The organism is Burkholderia sp. WTPI3, from assembly GCF_021483755.1.
Lineage (GTDB): Bacteria > Pseudomonadota > Gammaproteobacteria > Burkholderiales > Burkholderiaceae > Burkholderia.
On sequence record NZ_JAGIXF010000062.1, the window covers coordinates 24,853 to 42,259 of the forward strand.

15 protein-coding genes are annotated in these 17,407 nt (G+C 68.0%); 7 read left to right on the forward strand and 8 right to left on the reverse strand.

The genetic code is table 11. From position 1 onward, the window contains the following. Positions 1 to 53: 53 nt before the first annotated feature. From J7024_RS26885 to J7024_RS26905, 5 genes are all read right to left on the reverse strand, one after another. Positions 54 to 1,343 carry an MFS transporter gene (locus J7024_RS26885; protein ID WP_175751758.1) on the reverse strand — a complete coding sequence of 430 codons (1,290 nt, stop codon included), beginning with the start codon at positions 1,341 to 1,343 and terminating at the stop codon, positions 54 to 56. A gap of 110 nt (positions 1,344 to 1,453) precedes the next feature. Further along, on the reverse strand, positions 1,454 to 2,488 hold the full coding sequence (gene yiaK, locus J7024_RS26890; RefSeq protein WP_124829501.1) for a 3-dehydro-L-gulonate 2-dehydrogenase: 1,035 nt from the start codon (positions 2,486 to 2,488) through the stop codon (positions 1,454 to 1,456). Between the two features lie 168 nt (positions 2,489 to 2,656). Continuing rightward, positions 2,657 to 3,688 carry a Zn-dependent oxidoreductase gene (locus tag J7024_RS26895; protein ID WP_175761700.1) on the reverse strand — a complete coding sequence of 344 codons (1,032 nt, stop codon included), beginning with the start codon at positions 3,686 to 3,688 and terminating at the stop codon, positions 2,657 to 2,659. A 29-nt stretch (positions 3,689 to 3,717) separates the two neighbouring features. Next, a complete protein-coding gene (gene manD, locus J7024_RS26900) occupies positions 3,718 to 4,926 on the reverse strand; it encodes a D-mannonate dehydratase ManD (protein ID WP_124829503.1) in 1,209 nt (402 codons plus the stop codon). Between the two features lie 21 nt (positions 4,927 to 4,947). Further along, positions 4,948 to 5,679, reverse strand: a complete 732-nt coding sequence (locus tag J7024_RS26905) for a GntR family transcriptional regulator (protein WP_124829504.1) — start codon at positions 5,677 to 5,679, stop codon at positions 4,948 to 4,950. A gap of 158 nt (positions 5,680 to 5,837) precedes the next feature. On the opposite strand from J7024_RS26905, the gene J7024_RS26910 reads away from it, so the two are divergent. From J7024_RS26910 to J7024_RS26935, 6 genes are all read left to right on the forward strand, one after another. After that, positions 5,838 to 7,301: a mannitol dehydrogenase family protein gene (locus J7024_RS26910; RefSeq protein WP_175751754.1), complete on the forward strand. Its 1,464-nt coding sequence runs from the start codon at positions 5,838 to 5,840 to the stop codon at positions 7,299 to 7,301. Positions 7,302 to 7,435: 134 nt separating this feature from the next. Beyond that, entirely contained in the window at positions 7,436 to 8,719 is a 1,284-nt protein-coding gene (locus J7024_RS26915) for an MFS transporter (RefSeq protein ID WP_124829506.1), read from the forward strand. Between the two features lie 215 nt (positions 8,720 to 8,934). After that, positions 8,935 to 9,726 carry a thiosulfate dehydrogenase gene (gene tetH, locus J7024_RS26920; RefSeq protein WP_124829507.1) on the forward strand — a complete coding sequence of 264 codons (792 nt, stop codon included), beginning with the start codon at positions 8,935 to 8,937 and terminating at the stop codon, positions 9,724 to 9,726. Between the two features lie 8 nt (positions 9,727 to 9,734). After that, positions 9,735 to 10,787, forward strand: coding sequence for a substrate-binding domain-containing protein (locus tag J7024_RS26925; RefSeq protein WP_124829508.1), 1,053 nt, complete (start codon positions 9,735 to 9,737; stop codon positions 10,785 to 10,787). A 53-nt stretch (positions 10,788 to 10,840) separates the two neighbouring features. Next, positions 10,841 to 11,524 carry a c-type cytochrome gene (locus J7024_RS26930; RefSeq protein ID WP_124829509.1) on the forward strand — a complete coding sequence of 228 codons (684 nt, stop codon included), beginning with the start codon at positions 10,841 to 10,843 and terminating at the stop codon, positions 11,522 to 11,524. Continuing rightward, positions 11,521 to 12,456 carry a c-type cytochrome gene (locus tag J7024_RS26935; RefSeq protein ID WP_124829510.1) on the forward strand — a complete coding sequence of 312 codons (936 nt, stop codon included), beginning with the start codon at positions 11,521 to 11,523 and terminating at the stop codon, positions 12,454 to 12,456. Before J7024_RS26930 ends, J7024_RS26935 begins: the two co-directional genes overlap by 4 nt. Positions 12,457 to 12,487: 31 nt before the next feature. Here J7024_RS26935 and J7024_RS26940 read toward each other — a convergent pair whose 3' ends face one another. The 3 genes from J7024_RS26940 to J7024_RS26950 all read right to left on the reverse strand — a co-directional run bounded on the left by J7024_RS26940 (position 12,488) and on the right by J7024_RS26950 (position 16,660). Next, the gene (locus J7024_RS26940) at positions 12,488 to 14,410 is read right to left on the reverse strand and encodes an SMP-30/gluconolactonase/LRE family protein (RefSeq protein WP_124829511.1); all 1,923 of its coding nucleotides are present in this window, start codon (positions 14,408 to 14,410) and stop codon (positions 12,488 to 12,490) included. A 535-nt stretch (positions 14,411 to 14,945) separates the two neighbouring features. Beyond that, a complete protein-coding gene (locus J7024_RS26945; protein ID WP_124829512.1) occupies positions 14,946 to 15,377 on the reverse strand; it encodes a GFA family protein in 432 nt (143 codons plus the stop codon). Between the two features lie 89 nt (positions 15,378 to 15,466). After that, positions 15,467 to 16,660: a porin gene (locus J7024_RS26950; RefSeq protein WP_124829513.1), complete on the reverse strand. Its 1,194-nt coding sequence runs from the start codon at positions 16,658 to 16,660 to the stop codon at positions 15,467 to 15,469. Between the two features lie 318 nt (positions 16,661 to 16,978). Here J7024_RS26950 and J7024_RS26955 point away from each other — a divergent pair. Then, a partial coding sequence (locus J7024_RS26955; protein WP_234745612.1) for a LysE family translocator occupies positions 16,979 to 17,407 on the forward strand: 429 nt, incomplete at its 3' end.

Below are 17,407 nucleotides of genomic sequence, written 5' to 3' on the forward strand. Positions count from 1 at the left end.
GGATATCGCGGAACCGCCGCGCGCCGCAACGGGCCGTGCCGCCCCCCGCGATGCTATTCCGCCGTGGCGGGACAGACCCGGTAGAACACGACGCTGCACAGCAACAGCGCGCCCGCCAGGATGGTCATGCCGATCCGCAGGCCCGCGTAGCCGATGATCATCGCGCCCAGGATGCCGGACAGGCTTCCGCATGCATTGATCAGCGCGAAGCCGGCTGCCGCGGCCGGCCCTGACAGCACGCGTCCGGGCAGCGTCCAGTAGATCGGCATCAGCGACAGAATGCCTGACGTCGCGACGGTCAGCATCACCAGCGCAAGCCAGAAGTTGTCGTGCGCCACCGTCGCCACGAACAGGCCGATCGCGGCCAGCGCGACGGGCACCACGCCGTGCCGGCGCAGCCGCCCGGAGCGCTCGGCGCGCCGCGCGTTCACGTACATGCAAAGCGCGGCGACGCCGAACGGGATGGCCGTCAGCAGCCCGACGTCCAGGCTGTTCGCGACGCCGGCGTCGTGAAACAGCGTCGGCATCCAGAAAGTGAGACCGTAGAACCCGGTGTTGAACAGGATCATCACGACGATCAGCGCATAGATCTTCGGCGAGCGGAACGCATCGGCCACGCGATGCGACTTGAAGGCCGCCTCCTTCGCGACGTTCGCCTCGATGATCTGCTTCTCGCGCGGGCTCAGCCAGTCCACGTCGGCCGGCTTGTTCCGCAGCAGCATCAGGATCACGACGCCCAGCACCACCGACGGCAGCCCTTCGAGCAGGAACAGCCACTGCCAGCCGTGGATGCCGGCCACGCCGTTCATCGTCTCCATGATCGCGCCGGAGAGCGGCGCCCCGAACACGACGGCGATCGGCAACGCCATCAGGAACAGCGAGTACATGCCGCTTTGACGCCGGGCCGGCAGCCACGTGTTCGTGTAGTACATCACGCCCGGGACGAAGCCGGCCTCGCACACGCCGAGCAGGAACCGCAGCGAGTAGAACGCCGCAGCGTTCCGCGAGAAGACCATCAGGATCGACACGATGCCCCAGGTGACCATGATCCGGGCGATCCATGCCCGCGCGCCGACCCGCCGCAGGATCAGGTTGCTCGGAATTTCGAACAGCATGTAGCCCCAGAAGAACACGCTCGCGCCGAGTGCGAACGACGCATTCGTCAGGCCGAAATCGGCCGCCATCTGCAACTTCGCGAAACCGATGTTGACGCGGTCCAGATAGGACATGATGAAACCGAGGAAGAACAGCGGGACGATCCTCAGTATCACCTTCCGGTACAACGCGTCTTCGTTCCGTGCCTCGATGCCTGCATCGGGCGCAAGCGCGACATCCGCCGTCATGATCAGTTCTCCAGATTAAAACATGCGTCTACGCAGCAATGGATCCGGTCGGCACGTTCGTTCCGGCAACGGCCGGCACGCGCCGATCCGGCGTGCCGGCCGCCTTCCCGTCAGGCATGCGGCGTCGCCCGCCGCTCCGCGAGCGCGAGCACGTCGGCCCAGATGCCGTCGTCGACGACGATGCCGTCGCGCCGCTGCTCGATCCGCGTGCGCAGCGCGCTCTGCCCCGGATAGAGCACCTCCCTGCTGTCTTCCGCGAGCTCGGACGTATTCACGTAGTCCGCCACGCCGTCGGCCACGTGGTTCGTGAATGCTTCGCCGCCGAGCTTGCGCGGGTCGATCACGATGAAGACCTGCGAGCAGCCCGTACAGCTTCCCTGCTGAATCGCATCGATCCCGTTCGTCGCGAGCCCTTCGGACAGCACCGCCGCGAGCACGTCGAGCATGATCGCGAAGCCCGAGCCCTTCCAGTAGCCCATCGGCAAGATGCGCATCGACGCTTCGATCGGGCCTGGCTCGGCGGTCAGCTTCCCGTCGCTGTCGAAGCCGGCGGGAAACGGCATGTTCTTGCCCTTGAGTCGGGTGGCCTGCAGCTTTCCGTACGAGTATTGCGACATCGCCATGTCGAGCACGATATGGCCCTGCGCGCGCGGCACCGCCATCACGAACGGGTTGTTGCCGACGCGCGTGTTCTTGCCGCCCCAGCCGGGCATGCACGCTTCGGTGTTGGTCCAGCAGATCGCGATGTAGCCGCGCTCGGCCGCGTACCAGCCATAGGTGCCGCCCCGCATCCAGTGGGTCGCGTTGCGCATCGCGACGATGCCGACGCCTTGCGCGTCGGCGATCTCGATCGCGCGGTCGGTCGCGGACAGCGCGTTGAGAATGCCGGGGCCGCGATGGCCGTCGCACACCTCGATCGCACCGAATTGCTTGACCCGCTCACGCGCGCCGTCGACGTTCACCCACCCCTTGTCGAGATAGTCGACGAAGCGCGCCACGCGATTGATGCCGTGCGAATTGACGCCGTCGCAGGTCGATTCGGTATGCACCCGCGCACAGATTTCGGCGTCGCGTTCGCGCATCCCCGCGTTCACGAGCGCCGCATGGATCGCGCGCTGCATTTCCTCGAAGGCAATCCGGGTCACGATGCATGTCTCCTGATGTTGGATATCGTTGTGTCCGATCCCGCTGCTGCTCTCGAATCGGCGCGCGGGATTCGCGCCGCTCCGGCTCGCCGGCGACGAGCGATCGCATCGTTCGGCCGACGCGGCGCGACACGCGCGACACGCCCCGGCCGTCGACACGAACCGGTATCAGCCGCCCGCGAAATCGAGCAGGATCTTGCAGCTTTCCGCGGGATTGCGCTCGGCCATCTCGAACGCGCGCGCGACGTCGCGAAAGCCCACCTTGTGCGTGACGATGTGCTCGGGTTCGATCAGCCCGCGACCGATCCAGTCGATCACTTGCGGGAACATCGCGCAATTGAGCCGCGATGCGGCCAGCGTCAGTTCCTTCTTCGTCAGCTCCGCCTGCACGATCGCCGACGGCTCCGACGAAAACCCGAGCACGCCGATCCGCCCTGCCGGCGCGGCGAGCCTCACGGCTTCCTCGAGAATCGACGGATGGCAGACCGCATCGAAGATCAGCGTCGGGCCGCCGTCGACGCCACGCCGTTCCAGCGCCTCCGGCAGCGACTCGACGCTGGTGTTGATGACCTCGTCCTGCGCCGCGCCGCACTTGCGCGCGAGCTGCAGCCGCGCATCGAGCCGGTCGGTGATGAACGCGCGAATGCCGTACACGCGCTTGAGCACCTGCAGGATCGTCAGCCCGACGGTGCCGGCGCCGTAGATCAGCGCGACGTCGCCCGGCAGCACGCCGGTGCGCGATGTCGCGTTCGCGGCCACCGCGAACGGCTCGACGATCGCCGCGCAGGTATCGGCGATCGCTTCCGGAATCCGGTGCGCATTGCCGGCCGGCACGCAGGTGTACTGGCTGAAGCCGCCGTCGCGATGCACGCCGAGCACGCTCAGGTGCCGGCACACGTTGCGCCGGCCGATCGTGCACGCGTGACAATGCCCGCAACTGATCACCGGATCGACCGCGACGGTTTCGCCAAGCCGCGCGGCGTCGACACCCGCGCCGACCGACTCGATCGTGCCGACGAATTCGTGGCCGATGATGCGCGGGTACGACACGAACGGATTCTTGCCGTGAAAGATATGCAGGTCCGACCCGCAGATGCCCGCGTAGCGCACCTTCACGCGCACTTCGCCGGCGGCGGCCGCGGGCAGCGGCACCTCGCGCACACTCATGCTGTTCGGACGATCGACAACGACGCTCAACATTTCGGTTCTCTCCTTCGGATCTTCGCCGCTCACCAGTTCCACATCGAACCGTCGCGCAGCCGGGCGACCGGCAGGTACGCGCGCTCGTACGGATATTTCGCGGCCAGCGTCTCGTCGATGTCGACGCCGAGGCCCGGCACGTCGTCCATCACCAGATAGCCGTCCTCGAAGCGGTAGCTGTGCGGAAACACTTCATCGGTCAGCGGGCTGTGCGGCATCAGTTCCTGGATGCCGAAGTTCGGCGCCCACAGCCCGAAGTTCACGGCCGCGGCCATGCAGACGGGCGACAGGTCGGTCGCGCCGTGGAAACCCGTGCGCACCTGGTACATCGCCGCGTAGTCGGCAATCCGGCGCACGTGCGTGATGCCGCCCGCGTGCACGATGGTCGAGCGGATGTAGTCGATCAGCTGGTCGCGGATCAGGTCCTTGCAATCCCAGATCGAGTTGAACACCTCGCCGACCGCGAGCGGCGTCGTCGTGTGCTGGCGGATCAGCCGGAACGCGTCCTGGTTCTCCGCGGGCGTCGCATCCTCGAGCCAGAACAGCCGGTGCGGCTCGAGATCGCGGCCGAGGCGCGCGGCCTCGATCGGCGTGAGCCGGTGATGCGCGTCGTGCAGCAGGTGCGGCACATCGCCGACGGCGTCGCGCACCTTGCGGAACAGCTCCGGCGTGTGGCGCAGGTAGAGCGCGGTGTCCCACGGCTCCTCGGGCGGCAGCCCCTTCTCGGCCGGCTCGTACGCGCCGGCCGTCTTGCCGACGCCGTACACCTTGTCGAGCCCCGGCACGCCGGACTGCACGCGAATCGCGCGGTAGCCGGCCTCGATGTGCTCGCGCACCGCGTCGACCGCTTCTTCATGATCGCGCCCGTTCGCATGGCCGTAGACCATCAGGCCGTCGCGGCTCTTGCCGCCGAGCAACTGATGGACGGGCATGCCCGCCAGCTTGCCCTTGATGTCCCACAGCGCCATGTCGATCGCGGCGATCGCCGTCATCGTAACGGGTCCGCGCCGCCAGTACGCGCCGCGATACAGGTATTGCCAGATGTCTTCGATGTTGCGCGGGTCGCGGCCGACGAGGCACGGAAACACGTGGTCTTCCAGATAGGCACGCACCGCGAGCTCGCGCCCGTTGAGCGTCGCGTCGCCGAGGCCGTACACCCCTTCGTCGGTCACGATCTTCACCGTCACGAAGTTCCGGCCCGGACACGTGACGATGGTCTGCAAACGTTCGATTTTCACTGCGCTCCTCCAGCGGGCGTTTCAGTCGACAAAGTAATGCGGCGCGCGGCTTCGCACTTCCGGCAGATGCGAGCCGATCCGGTCGACGTGCATCGCGACCGACGCGCCGAGCAGCGCCATGTTGCGCGACGCGATGTGCGCAAGAATCTGCTCGTGCTCCTGCAGCGCGCGGCGCGCGTGATCCTCGACGCGATCGAGCAGCAGCCAGCGCACGCGGTCGAACTGGCGCTTCATCGGCTGCAGCATTTCCCACACGTGCGGCCGGCCCGCGAACGCGAACATTCGGCCGTGCATCGCTTCGTCGAGATCGAAGAACGCCTCGACGTCGCCGGCGGCCACGGCATCGCGTTGCGCATCGATGATCCGCGACAGCTCCGCGAGCTGCGCCGGCGTGATCTTCTGCGCGAGCTCGACGTGGTTCGCGCACTCGAGCGTGCTGCGCGCGAACCGCCCTTCCTCGAGGATCGACACAGGAATCGGCGCGACCAGCGTGCCGACCTTCCGGATGATCTGCACGAGCCGCTCGTCGGCGAGCTGCGCGAACGCCTCGCGCACCGGCGTGCGGCTGACCTTGATCGTCGTGGAGATCACCGCCTCCGACAGCGCGGTGCGCGGCGGCAGCGCGCCGCGCACGATCGCGTGGCGCAGCAGCGCATGCACCTGCTCCGTATACGACCGGCTCTCGTCCAGCGAGAACCCCTGCAACGCCGTGACGACGACGTCCTCTTCTTCCAGTGCTGCCGCTTCGCTCATGGTGGTGGCTTGATCCGACTCGATATCGATAACTACCATGGTACATAAGCAATCAGATTCGGGCGATTTAGCGTTTACACCGATAACTTCGCGGATTAACTCGAAATAACCTGCACGGACTTCACAATCTACCATGGTACAAACCCGTTCAGACCGTCATGCCATCCGCCCCCGATTTCCTGCGCACCGCGCCGCCCGGCACGCGCCGCCCCCGTTATGACCGGCACGCGGTCCGCACGGGCATCGTCCATATCGGCCTCGGCGCGTTTCATCGCGCGCACCAGGCACTCCATACGGAGACGGTGCTCGAACAGGGCGACCTGCGCTGGGGGATCGTGGGCGTCGAGCTGCGGCGGCGCCATACCGTCGACCTGCTCGCCGCGCAGGATCATCTGTACACGGTGACCGAGCGCGACGGCGACGGCGCGCGCACGCGCATCGTCGGTGCGGTGCACGGTGCGCTGTTCGCACCCGAATCGCTGCCCGCGCTGCTGGCGCTGATCGCCGATCCGGCCGTGTCGATCGTCAGCCTGACCGTGACGGAGAAGGGCTATTGCCGCCGTCCCGGCGGCGGTCTCGATCTCGACGACCCCGCGCTCAAGCAGGATCTCGCGGCGCACGACACGCCGCGCACCGCGCTCGGCGTGATCGCCGCCGGCCTGCGGCTGCGACCCGCGCATGCACCGCTGAGCATCGTCTGCTGCGACAACATGACGTCGAACGGCGACACGCTGCGCGCGCTGCTGATCGACTACGCGGAACACGTTGACGGCGCGCTCGCACGGCGCATCCGCGACGACGTCGCATTCCCGAACAGCATGGTCGACCGGATCGTGCCGGCCGCCACGCCCGATTCGCTCGACTGGGCGGAAACGCATCTCGGTGCGCGCGACGCGGCCGCGATCGTCTGCGAGCCGTTCTCGCAATGGGTAATCGAGGATCGCTTCGCCGGGCCGCGCCCGCGCTGGGAAGACGCCGGCGCGCACCTCGTCGCCGACGTGCGGCCGTACGAAACGATGAAGCTGCGGCTGCTGAACGGCTCGCATTCGGCGATCGCGTATGCCGGGCAGTTGCGCGGACGCGCGACCGTGTCCGATGCGATGGCCGATCCGGGCATCGCGGCGCTCGTCGACGGCGTGATGACGCGCGACCTGCTGGCGACCGTCGACGTGCCGCCGGGTTACGACGCGCGCGGCTATTGCGCGACGCTCGTGCAGCGCTTTCGCAATCCGATGCTCGCGCATCGCACCGAACAGATCGCGATGGACGGCACGCAGAAGGTGCCGCTGCGCTGGCTGCCCGCGCTCGGCGAAAGCGCCGCGGCCGGCATCGAGCGGCCGTATCTGGAGCGCGCGCTGGCGCTCTGGCTGCACTACGTCGCCACCGCGCGCGACGAAGCGGGCCGCGCGCTCACGATCAGCGATCCGGGCGCGGGCGCGCTCGGCGCGACGCTGTCGGCGGCCGGCGATGCCGGCGGCGCGGTCCGGGCCGCGCTCGGCAGCGCCGCGCTCGCCGGTGACGTCGCGTGGCCCGACGCGCTGATCGCCCGCGTCGGTACGCATCTGGCGACGCTGCGCACGCACGGCACCGACGCGCTGCTCGCGCCGCTGTACGCGCGCTGAACGACCGCCCGCCCGGTTCGCCGCCGCCGCGCGAACCGCGCAATGCCCTTGCCCGCCGACGTCGTTGCCGACGCGGCGGACGATCGACGAGACACGAACATGATGGCCGGCCCACCGGCACGAAGGAGACGGAGATGAAGCAGAAGTCGCAGGCGTGGTTCACGGTGTTCCTGCTGTTCATGGTGTACGGCATCAACTATCTCGACCGGGTGGCGCTGTCGATCGTCGCGCCGATCGTGCAGACCGATCTCGGCATCAATGCCGTGCAGATGGGCCTCGTGTTCAGCACGTTCTTCATCGGCTATGCGCTGTTCAACTTCATCGGCGGGCTCGCGTCCGACCGGCTCGGGCCAAAGCTCGTGTACGTGCTGTCGGTCGGGCTGTGGTCGGTGTTCTGCGGAATGACCGCGCTGACCGTCGGCTTCGTGAGCCTGCTGATCGTGCGGCTGCTGTTCGGGATGGCCGAAGGGCCGCTGTGCTCGGCCGCGAACAAGATGGTCAACAACTGGCTGCCGCGCGACGCCGCCGCAACCGCGATGGGGCTGCTCAGCGCCGGCTCGCCGCTCGGCGGCGCGATCGCCGGCCCGATCGTCGGTCTGCTGGCGGCACAGTTCGGCTGGCGGCCCGCGTTCTGGATCGTCTGCGCCATCGGGCTCGCGTGGGTCGTCGTGTGGATGATGTCGACGTCGGACCGTCCGGCCACGCCGGTCAACACGGCACCGGGCGCGCCCGCCGTGGCGTCCGCCCACGCGTCGTCGGCGTCCGGCGCGGCGACCCCGGCACACACGCTGTCGCACTATGTGCGCCAGCCGCGCATCCTCGCGACGGCCGCCGCGTTCTTCAGCTACAACTATGTGCTGTTCTTCTTCCTGAGCTGGTTCCCGAGCTACCTCGTGCGCGCCCACCACCTGAACATCAAGGAGATGAGCGTGGCCACCGTCGTGCCCTGGCTCGTCGGCACGGTCGGCCTCGCATGCGGCGGCGCGATCTCGGATGCGCTCTACCGGCTCACCGGCAACCTGCTGCTGTCGCGCCGGATCGTGCTCGTCACCTGCCTGCTCGGCGCGGGGGCGTGCGTGGCCGTCGCGGGCGCCGTGCAGTCGACGCAGGGCGCGGTCGCGCTGATGTCCGTGTCGCTGTTCTTCCTGTACGTGACCGGCGCGATCTACTGGGCGATCGTGCAGGACGTCGTGCATCCGGCCCGCGTCGGCGGCGTGAGCGGTTTCCTGCATTGCATGGGCAGCCTGTCGGGCGTGATCGGGCCGGCCGTGACGGGCTTCATCGTCGATCGCAGCGGCTCGTTCGCGTCCGCGTTCGTGCTGGCCGGCGCGATCGCACTCGCGGGCGCGGTGCTGGCCGGTGTGTTCGTGCGCAACACGCGGCCGTCGGAAGTGCTGCGCGAGCACACCGCACACTGACGCCGTGCCGTTGTCCCGCTCAGCGCGAAGCCGCATTTGCCGGCGTCGCGCCGCGCGGTCGTTTCAGCCAATCATCGGACCCTCGAATAGCTCCCATCCGATATCGCGATTTCCGTTATCGGTCGCGCGCCTCTAGACTGGCAACGCAATGGCACGCTCCGCCTCGGCACGGCGAAGCGGCACGCCCCCAACAAAAACGATATCGGGAGAGCTCCATGTCCGACCGGCATGCGCGCCGCGACGCGCTCAAGACCCTCGGCCTCGCGGCCGGCTCCGCGCTGCTCGGCGCATCGCGCGTCGCGCAGGCGGCGACGCCCGAACCCGGCGCGCTGCTGCCCGGCGGGGCTACGCACCTCGCCGACCTCACGCGCCGCCTTGCGGCCGCGCCGCGACGGCGCGACTTCAAGACGGTGCCGATGATTCTCGAACGGCCCGATCAGTGGGATCACGCCGCGCTCACCGAGGTGATCGGCTATCGCGGCGGCCCGAAGCAGGTATGGGACAACACCGAGCTCGGCGGCCCGTGGCTGAACCTGATGCGCAACGCGCTGAATGCGCAGATCTGGTCGTTCCGCCACCCGGACTTCCTTGTCGTGTCGGCCACGCACGGCACCGCGCATCTCGCGCTGTTCGACCAGACGGCGTGGGACAAATACGGTCTCGCGAAATTCGCCGGCGCCGCATTCGCGACCAACACGCTGCTCGCCGCGAAGCCCGCGCAAGCCAGGGACGCCGACGATCACGAGCTGGCCGACGGCGCGTTCTCGTCGCACGACAACAGCATCGCGGCGCTGCTGCAGCGCGGCGTCGTGTTCCTGTCGTGCCACAACGCCATCTGGGAACTCGCGGAACGGCTCGACGGCGCGAACGCGAATCCGGACAAGCTGCCGCTCGACGCCCTCGCGGCCGACCTGACCAATCACGTGATTCCGTCCGCCATCGTCACGCCGGGCGCGGTCGGCACGCTGCCCGAGCTGCAGCAGGCCGGTTTCACCTACGCGAAGTGAGGTGCGCGATGGCATCGATCCCCATGCATTCCCCGTCGCGACGCCGCTGGCGCGCCGCGCTGCATGTCGCGCTCGCCACGCTCTGCGGCACGTCGGCGGTATCGCTCGCCGCACCGGCCGCCACGACCGCCAGCGTCTTTCCGCCGTGGCAGGACGGTCGCAACAACGACGCGACGCAACGCGGCCTCGAATTCACCGTGCCGCAAGTCGACGTGCTCGCCGACTTCCACGGCGACCTCACCGCGCCGAAGCTCGTGCTGTACGTCGGCGGCAACTATTTCTTCGCGATGGCGCCGCTCGTCGCGAAGTTCGAGGCGGATCATCCCGAATACCGAGGCCGCATCTACTGGGAAACGATCCCGCCGGGCCTGCTCGCGAAGCAGATGCAGGCCGGCGGTACGATCACCGTCGGCAACATGACATGGACGGTGAAGCCCGACGCGTATTTCGCGGGGCTCGGCAAGGTCGACGCGCTGATCGCGAACGGCACGCTCGAAGGCCCGGCCGTGCCGTACGTGACGAACCGGCTGACGATCATGGTGCGCGCCGGCAATCCGAAGCACATCGCGTCGCTGAACGATCTCGCGCGGCCCGACGTGAAGCTCGCGATGCCGAACCCGGAATTCGAAGGCGTCGCGCGGCAGATTCGCGCGTCGCTCGTGAAGGCCGGCGGCGATGCGCTCGCGCGCACCGTCTACGACGACAAGGTGCGCGACGGCACGACCGAACTCACGCACATCCATCATCGCGAAACCGCGCTGTTCCTGATGCAGGGCCGTGCGGACGCCGGCGTGCTGTGGCAGTCGGAAGCCGCGTTCCAGGAACAGGTCGGGCATCCGCTGATGCACATCGACATTCCATCCGCGCACAATACGACGGCGATCTACGCGGGGGCGATGGTCAGGAACGCGCCGCACCGGGAAGCCGCGCGTGCGTGGCTCGCGTTCATCCGGTCGCCGGACGCGTTCCGGATCTTCGAGCGCTACGGCTTCGGCCGCTACGACGCGAGCGCGCCGACGCCGCATCCCGCACCGCAGCAGGTCCGGCCCGGCGCGGGCTGACGCACCGCGGCACGACTGCGTGCACAACAAGACAGACAACAAGGAGGGGACACGTGAACGATTCGCTCGACACACCGCGACGCCGGTTCGCGCCGCTGCTGCTCGCCACCGCGGCGCTGCTGGCCGGCCGCGCCTACGCGGACGACGCGACGCTCGGCAAGACGCTCGCGACCCAGGGCACGGCCACGGGCGTGGCCGCATGCATCGGTTGCCACGGCGCGCAGGGCGAAGGCAATGCGGCCGCAGGCTTTCCTCGGCTCGCCGGCACGAATGCCGCGTACCTGTCCGCGCAACTGGCCGCGTTCGCTGACGGCAGCCGCCAGAATCCCGTGATGCAGCCGCTCGCGAAACTGCTGTCGGCGCACGAGCGCGAGGCGGTCTCCGCATATTTCGCGAGCCTGCCCGCGCCGGCCGCGATCGCAGCCGGCACCGCATCGATCGATCCGGCGAACGCCGGCGCATGGCTCGCGACGCGCGGACGCTGGTCGGACGGCCTGCCCGCGTGCGCGCAATGCCACGGCGCGGGCGGCCTCGGCGTGGGCACCGCGTTTCCGCCGCTCGTCGGCCAGCCGGCTGCCTACATCGCCGGCCAGTTGAATGCGTGGAAGCACGGCACGCGCGCCCCCGGGCCGATGGCGCTGATGCCGATGATCGCCGGCAAGCTGTCCGATGCCGATATCGACGCGGTGGCCGCCTACTATGCGCGCGGCGGCGCCACGAACGGAGACAAGCAATGATCGACCGCACGAAGCTGATCCGCCGCGCCCGCGCCGCGCTGCTCGGCGCGGCCTGGATGCCCGCGCTCGCATGCGCGGCCGCACCGCAGGACACGCCGGCCGCGGCATCCGCACCGGCGGCCGCCCTGCCCGCTGCCACGGCGAAGCCGTTCACGCCGCCCGCCGAATCCGCGCTTCCCGCCGACGACTTCGGCAAGACCGTGAAGCTCGGCGAACAGATCTTCCTCCACACGCCCGAATACGCGGGCAAGTACGTCGGCAACAAGCTGACCTGCGCGAGCTGCCACCTCGACGCGGGCCGCCGTCCCGATTCGAGCCCGATGTGGGCCGCGTACCTGCTGTATCCGGCCTACCGCAGCAAGAACGGGCACGTGAACACGTTCGCCGAACGCCTGCAGGGGTGCTTTCGCTACAGCATGAACGGCAAGGCGCCGCCGGCCGGCGATCCGGTCCTCGTCGCGCTCGAAACCTATTCGTACTGGCTCGCGAAAGGCGCGCCGGTAGGCACGAAACTGCCGGGACAGGGCTTCCCGAAACTGCCGCCGCCCGCGCAGAAGGCCGATTACGCGCGCGGCGCCGCCGTCTACTCGCAGCACTGCGCGCTGTGTCACGGCGCGGACGGCCAGGGGCAATCGAGCGGCGGCCAGCCGGCGTTCCCGCCGCTGTGGGGCGCGCGCTCGTTCAACTGGGGAGCGGGGATGGGCGACATCCGCAACGCCGCCGGCTTCATCAAGGCCAACATGCCGCTCGGGCTCGGCGGCACGCTGACCGATCAGCAGGCGTGGGACGTCGCGACCTTCATGGACAGCCACGAGCGCCCGCAGGACCCGCGCTTCACCGGCTCGGTGCAGGACACCCGCGCGAAGTTCCACGACACGCCCGACTCGATGTACGGACGCGAGGTGAACGGCCGCGTGCTCGGCGCGCCGTGACGTGCGCGGCGCGGCGCGCGTGGTCGCGGGTTCACGGATGCCAGCGATACACGACGATGCTCGACCCGTTGTAGTTGTCCTTCGTGATCACGTACTCGCCGGTCGAGCGCAGGTACGCACGGACGCCGTACATCGAGTCGACGTCGTTGCCGACGTCCATCGCCGACGTGTTCGAGTTCGTCAGCGTCGTGACGAGGTTGCCGGTGTTCAGGTCGTAGACGTCGATGTTCGGCACCGTGTGCACGTAGCCGACGAACAGGTAGTGGCCGGCTGCCGCGATCGACTTCGGGTTCGCGCTCGTCAGGTTGATCACCGGGTTCGGCGCGCTCATGTTGCCGCCCTTCCAGCCGTGATAGACCTCGATGTGCCCGTCCATCGCGGTCCAGTCCCAGCTGCCCGAGATGCCCTGCGCGAGAATCATCGTGTCGCTGTCGACCTGGTAGATGATCCGCGTGAGCGGCAGCACGGTGCGCGGAATCTGGATCTGCGTCGGCTTGCCCCATGACGGCTTGCCGGTGGCATCGAAGCCGGTCATCGGATAGTGCGAGATGTTGTTGGTGCGGTCGAGCCCGGCCCACACGTCGCCGTTGTCGTCGATCGAGAAACCGGCCGTCACCTGCAGATTCGTGTTGAACGGCTTGCCCGGGATCGAGCCGTCCGGAATCGCGATGTAGCCGCTCGCGCTGTTGAAGTGATAGAAGTTGAAGTTGCCCGGATTCTGGCCCGACGCGACGAGGATCCGGTTGCCGCCCACCATCGCGAGCTGGCCGAAATGCTGGCCGCGCTGATAGTCGTTCATGTCGAGGCGCGGGTCCTTCGGATAGGTGAACGGATCGACCGTGTTCGCGACGAACGTACCGCCTGCCGTACCCGTATAGATGTTGTTGCCGCTGTAGAACAACGTGCCGTCGGTGACGGGATCGGGCGTGGCGATCGCCTCGAAGTTCAGCGCCTGCAGCTTCCATTGCAGCACGCCCGTCGGGCTGTACGAATGCAGGTCGGTGCTGCCGTTGCGACCGAGATCCCAGCCGCCGCCCCACGCGTTGTTCAGCACGTACAGGTTGCCGGCCGCATCCTTGCCGATGCCCGCGACACGCGTGAAGCGCTTGTCGCCCACCTGCCCCTTGATGCCCGAAGCGGTGTCGAGATAGCCGCCCTGCACGCCGAACGTGCCGACCTGCGTTGGCTGGCCGGCGAGCGTGTATATCTTGATGTTCATGTCGGGCCCTTCGTCGCCCACCAGCAGTTGCCCGTTCGGCGCATCGAAGTACAGCGACGCCGGCCGCGCGCCGGTGGCCATCTGGATCGTGCTCATCGCCGTGCCGGTCGGGTTGAACTGCGCGACCGCACCGGCGCTCTTGCGCGCGACCCACAGGTTGCCCGACGCGTCGAGCGCCAGTGCGCCGGGCCCCGCCACGCCGATGTCGCGCTGCCACACGCCGTCGGTCGTATAGACGCGCACGCGGTTGCCGTAGAAGTCGCTCACGTACAGCAGGTTGCCGCCCGTCGCGAGGCCGGTGATCACGTCCGCGTACTGGATGCCCGTCCACGTGCTGACCGGAATGCGCAGGTCGCGCTGGTTCGTGCCGCGGTTGTAGCGCCCCACCGAGCCGCTGCCGAACGTGCGGTTGTAGCCGAGCGCGACGAACAACGACGTCGCGTTGCCCGTGATCGCGCCGCCCTGGAATTCGTCGTGGATGCCGATCGTGCCGAGAGTCTGCCCGTTCTGGTAGATCGCCACGCCGCCCGCGTTCTCGTCCCAGCGCGACGCCGTGTAGATCACGCCCTCGGGCGCGACCCACAGCGAGCGCGCGCCGTTGCCGACGTGCGTGCTCAGCGTGCCGAACGTGTTGGCGAGCCAGTCCGTCGAATACGACGTCTGCGCGTGACTCACCGACGCCAGCATGGCAATGCATATTCCGGGCAATACCGCGCGGATTCGTTTCACTAACATGAATGATGCTCCCGGACGATTGTTTCTCGACACTGTAATTCGACGCATATGAAACATTGGTGATTTCTTAAAAATCCAGATCAATCCCGCCGCGAATTAACTGTTACGTTCCTTTACCGCGCAATCTGATTTCACCGATGCAGTGCAAGACCGGGAATAACACTGCTACGCGCCGTCAGACAGCAGGTCCGGAGCCTGCACTTCCCGGAATTTTCTTCCGGATCATTCAATGCGGGCGCGTCATTTTTTCTGATACATACGCATTGCTTTTTCATTGCCGGAAAATCGACTCGATGATTACAAATCGAAATTGGAATGAAAGAGGAAAAATAATGTCCGGCGCATTCGGCGTTGCGCGTCCCAATGCGCGCGACGCGTGCCGGGTGACTGCGGAAATCGTGAAGAGGTGAAGCGATGCGATGCGTCGCGCGAGGCAATGGCCGACGAGGAGGGTGCCGTGTACGCGGCGAGCGAAGAGACGGCCGCAAGCGAGCGATCGCGGCCGCACGCCGGTCGCGCGTGCAGCCGGTGCGGATCAGTGTGCGCTGTCGAGCGTCGGGCCGTCCCAGCCATCGAGATACTTGGGCAGTGCGTCGACGATGTCGATCACGCGCTGCCGGTAGAACAGGTGCATCGTCGGCTGCAATTCATCGGGCAGTTGCCCGCCATGCGCACGCGCGGCGAGGCTGTTCGGCACGACCCGCATGCCGAGCCGGTTCGTGCCGAACACGATCTCGCCGCACGCCGGGCACCACGTGCGCGACATCGACTTCGACGGATGCGGAAACGTCGCGTCGGCGCCCGTGACGGACACCTGCTCCAGCTGCCATGCGGTCGCGGACAGCATCGGCATGCCGTAGAAATCGCGGCATGTCGCGCAGTGGCAATTCGCACGCGCCGCCGGCTCGCCGTGCAGCGTGACGGTGACGGCGCCGCACAGGCAGCTAGCGGAACGGGTTCGGGTCATGTCGCCTCCAGAAAGGGAGGCGACAGTATAGAGGCGTGCCGCGCGACCTGTGCCACGCCTCCCGGGCGGGCCGCCGGTCGCGCTCGGCGTCAGAACTTCTGGCGCAGGCCGAGGCTCACGATCGCCTGCGACCGCGAATCGGACGAGTGGCCGTTCGCCTTGTCGGACACCGACGCGGTCGCGGCCACCGGCTGGCCGAGCGCGTCGAGCGTCGTGCCGGACGCGTGCTGGTACGCGCCGAGCAGGTACACGCTGGTGCGCTTCGACAGGTCGTAGACCGCGCCGAGCGTGACGTTGTGATACTGCGCGCGGTCGTCGATGCCGTCGACGCTGCTGCCGCGCGTGTAGCTGTAGCCGGCGAACAGCTGCGTCTGCGGCCGCACGTTCCAGCGCGTGAACACGCCCGCGACGTTGAAGGTCGCATGGCCGCTGAACAGCGACTGCGCGCCGCTGCGGTACTGCACGTTGCTGTAGTTCACGCCGACGACGGCCGGGCCGAGGTCGACCGTCGCGCCGGTCGCGATGACCTGCTGCGACTGCGCGCTCGCATAGCCTTCGTTGATCGACGAGTTGAACAGCCCGTCGTCGGTGCTCTGCCATTTGCCGGACGTCGGGTCGGTCGCACCCGTCTTGCTGTTGTCCGAGTGCTCGTAGCCGACGCCCACGCGCAGCGGCCCCGCCGCGTACGCCGCGCCGACGCTCCACGTGTTGCGCTGCTTCATGCTGCCCGGCTGGCTGCCGAAGCCGTACAGCGCGCCGAACGTGAAGCCCGCGTAGTTCGCGCTCGTGTACTTGATCGAGCTGTCGACGCGCGCCGTCTGGTCGAGATCGTCGATGTCGCCCGGATGCGCGCCGAAGCCGCCGATGAACGACGACGGGCCGACCGGGCTCACGAAGTCGTCGAGCGACGTGTACTGGCGGCCGAGCGTGATCGTGCCGTAGCGGTCGCTGCCGACGCCGACGAACGCCTGGCGGCCGAACTGGCGGCCGCCCTGGCCCGACGTGCCGTTGGTGATGTCGAAGCCGTTCTCCAGCACGAACAGCGCGCGCATCCCGCCGCCGAGATCCTCGGAACCCTTGATGCCCCAGCGGCTGCCGGACAGGTTGCCGGTGGTCAGGCCGACATCCGAATGCCCGGTGTAGGCGCCCGGCGAGCCGACCCGTTCGTTGCTGCGGTAAGTCACGCCCGCGTCGACGATGCCGTACAGCGTGACGGAGCTTTGTGCGGAGGCGATGCCCGCGAGCGAGAGCAGCAGCGGTGCTGCGATCAGTTGCTTGTTCATGGTTTTTAGCGTCTCCGGGCTCTCGGCCCGTTGTTCTGTGCGAGTAGCGCGTGCGGCCGGCGAAATCCGCCGGCAATGCGAGGCCGGCCGCGCACGCACGCGGGGCCGCGCCCGTGCGACACGCGCGCGATGCCGCAGCGGCCCTCTGCCCGCCGCGGCGCCGCCATGGTATTTGGAACCGGTTCCTCTTGAAAGCGCAATAATGAAAACAGCTTCTTGCCAATATCGAGATAATTGGCCGCGCGACGGTCATGCCTGTACAGCACTGCCCGCCGCGCCCGATAATCGGGCGCGCACCTGCCACCAGGAGCCTCCGTCATGCATGAAACGACCTTGCTGATCTTCGCCGCCGTCGCGTTCGTCGGAATCGCGACGCCCGGCCCGACCGTGCTGCTCGCACTGACCAACGGCTCGCGCTACGGCGTGCGCCGCGCGGCCTACGGCTTCGCCGGCGCGATGCTGTCCGACTTCGTGCTGATCGTCGCGGTCGCGCTCGGCCTCGGCGCGCTGCTGATGGCGTCGGCGTTCTGGTTCTCGGTGGTGAAGTGGCTCGGTGCCACCTATCTCGCATACGTCGGAATCCGGCTGCTCACGTCGAAGGGCGCGCTCGACGTCGCCGTCGCGCACGGCGGCGCGGCGCCCGAACGCAACCCCTCGATCTTCCCGAAGAGCTTCCTCACCGCCGTGACGAATCCGACGGGCTATCTGTTCTTCTCCGCATTCCTGCCGCCGCTCCTCGATCCCTCT

Coding starts and splice junctions, on each gene's coding strand:
- J7024_RS26905 (WP_124829504.1), bottom strand. CDS start 5,679: ATGAGCGAAGCGGCAGCACTGGAAGAAGAGGACGTCGTCGTCACGGCG.
- J7024_RS26910 (WP_175751754.1), top strand. CDS start 5,838: ATGCCATCCGCCCCCGATTTCCTGCGCACCGCGCCGCCCGGCACGCGC.
- J7024_RS26935 (WP_124829510.1), top strand. CDS start 11,521: ATGATCGACCGCACGAAGCTGATCCGCCGCGCCCGCGCCGCGCTGCTC.
- J7024_RS26925 (WP_124829508.1), top strand. CDS start 9,735: ATGGCATCGATCCCCATGCATTCCCCGTCGCGACGCCGCTGGCGCGCC.
- tetH (WP_124829507.1), top strand. CDS start 8,935: ATGTCCGACCGGCATGCGCGCCGCGACGCGCTCAAGACCCTCGGCCTC.
- J7024_RS26885 (WP_175751758.1), bottom strand. CDS start 1,343: ATGACGGCGGATGTCGCGCTTGCGCCCGATGCAGGCATCGAGGCACGG.
- J7024_RS26915 (WP_124829506.1), top strand. CDS start 7,436: ATGAAGCAGAAGTCGCAGGCGTGGTTCACGGTGTTCCTGCTGTTCATG.
- J7024_RS26940 (WP_124829511.1), bottom strand. CDS start 14,410: ATGTTAGTGAAACGAATCCGCGCGGTATTGCCCGGAATATGCATTGCC.
- J7024_RS26895 (WP_175761700.1), bottom strand. CDS start 3,688: ATGTTGAGCGTCGTTGTCGATCGTCCGAACAGCATGAGTGTGCGCGAG.
- J7024_RS26950 (WP_124829513.1), bottom strand. CDS start 16,660: ATGAACAAGCAACTGATCGCAGCACCGCTGCTGCTCTCGCTCGCGGGC.
- J7024_RS26945 (WP_124829512.1), bottom strand. CDS start 15,377: ATGACCCGAACCCGTTCCGCTAGCTGCCTGTGCGGCGCCGTCACCGTC.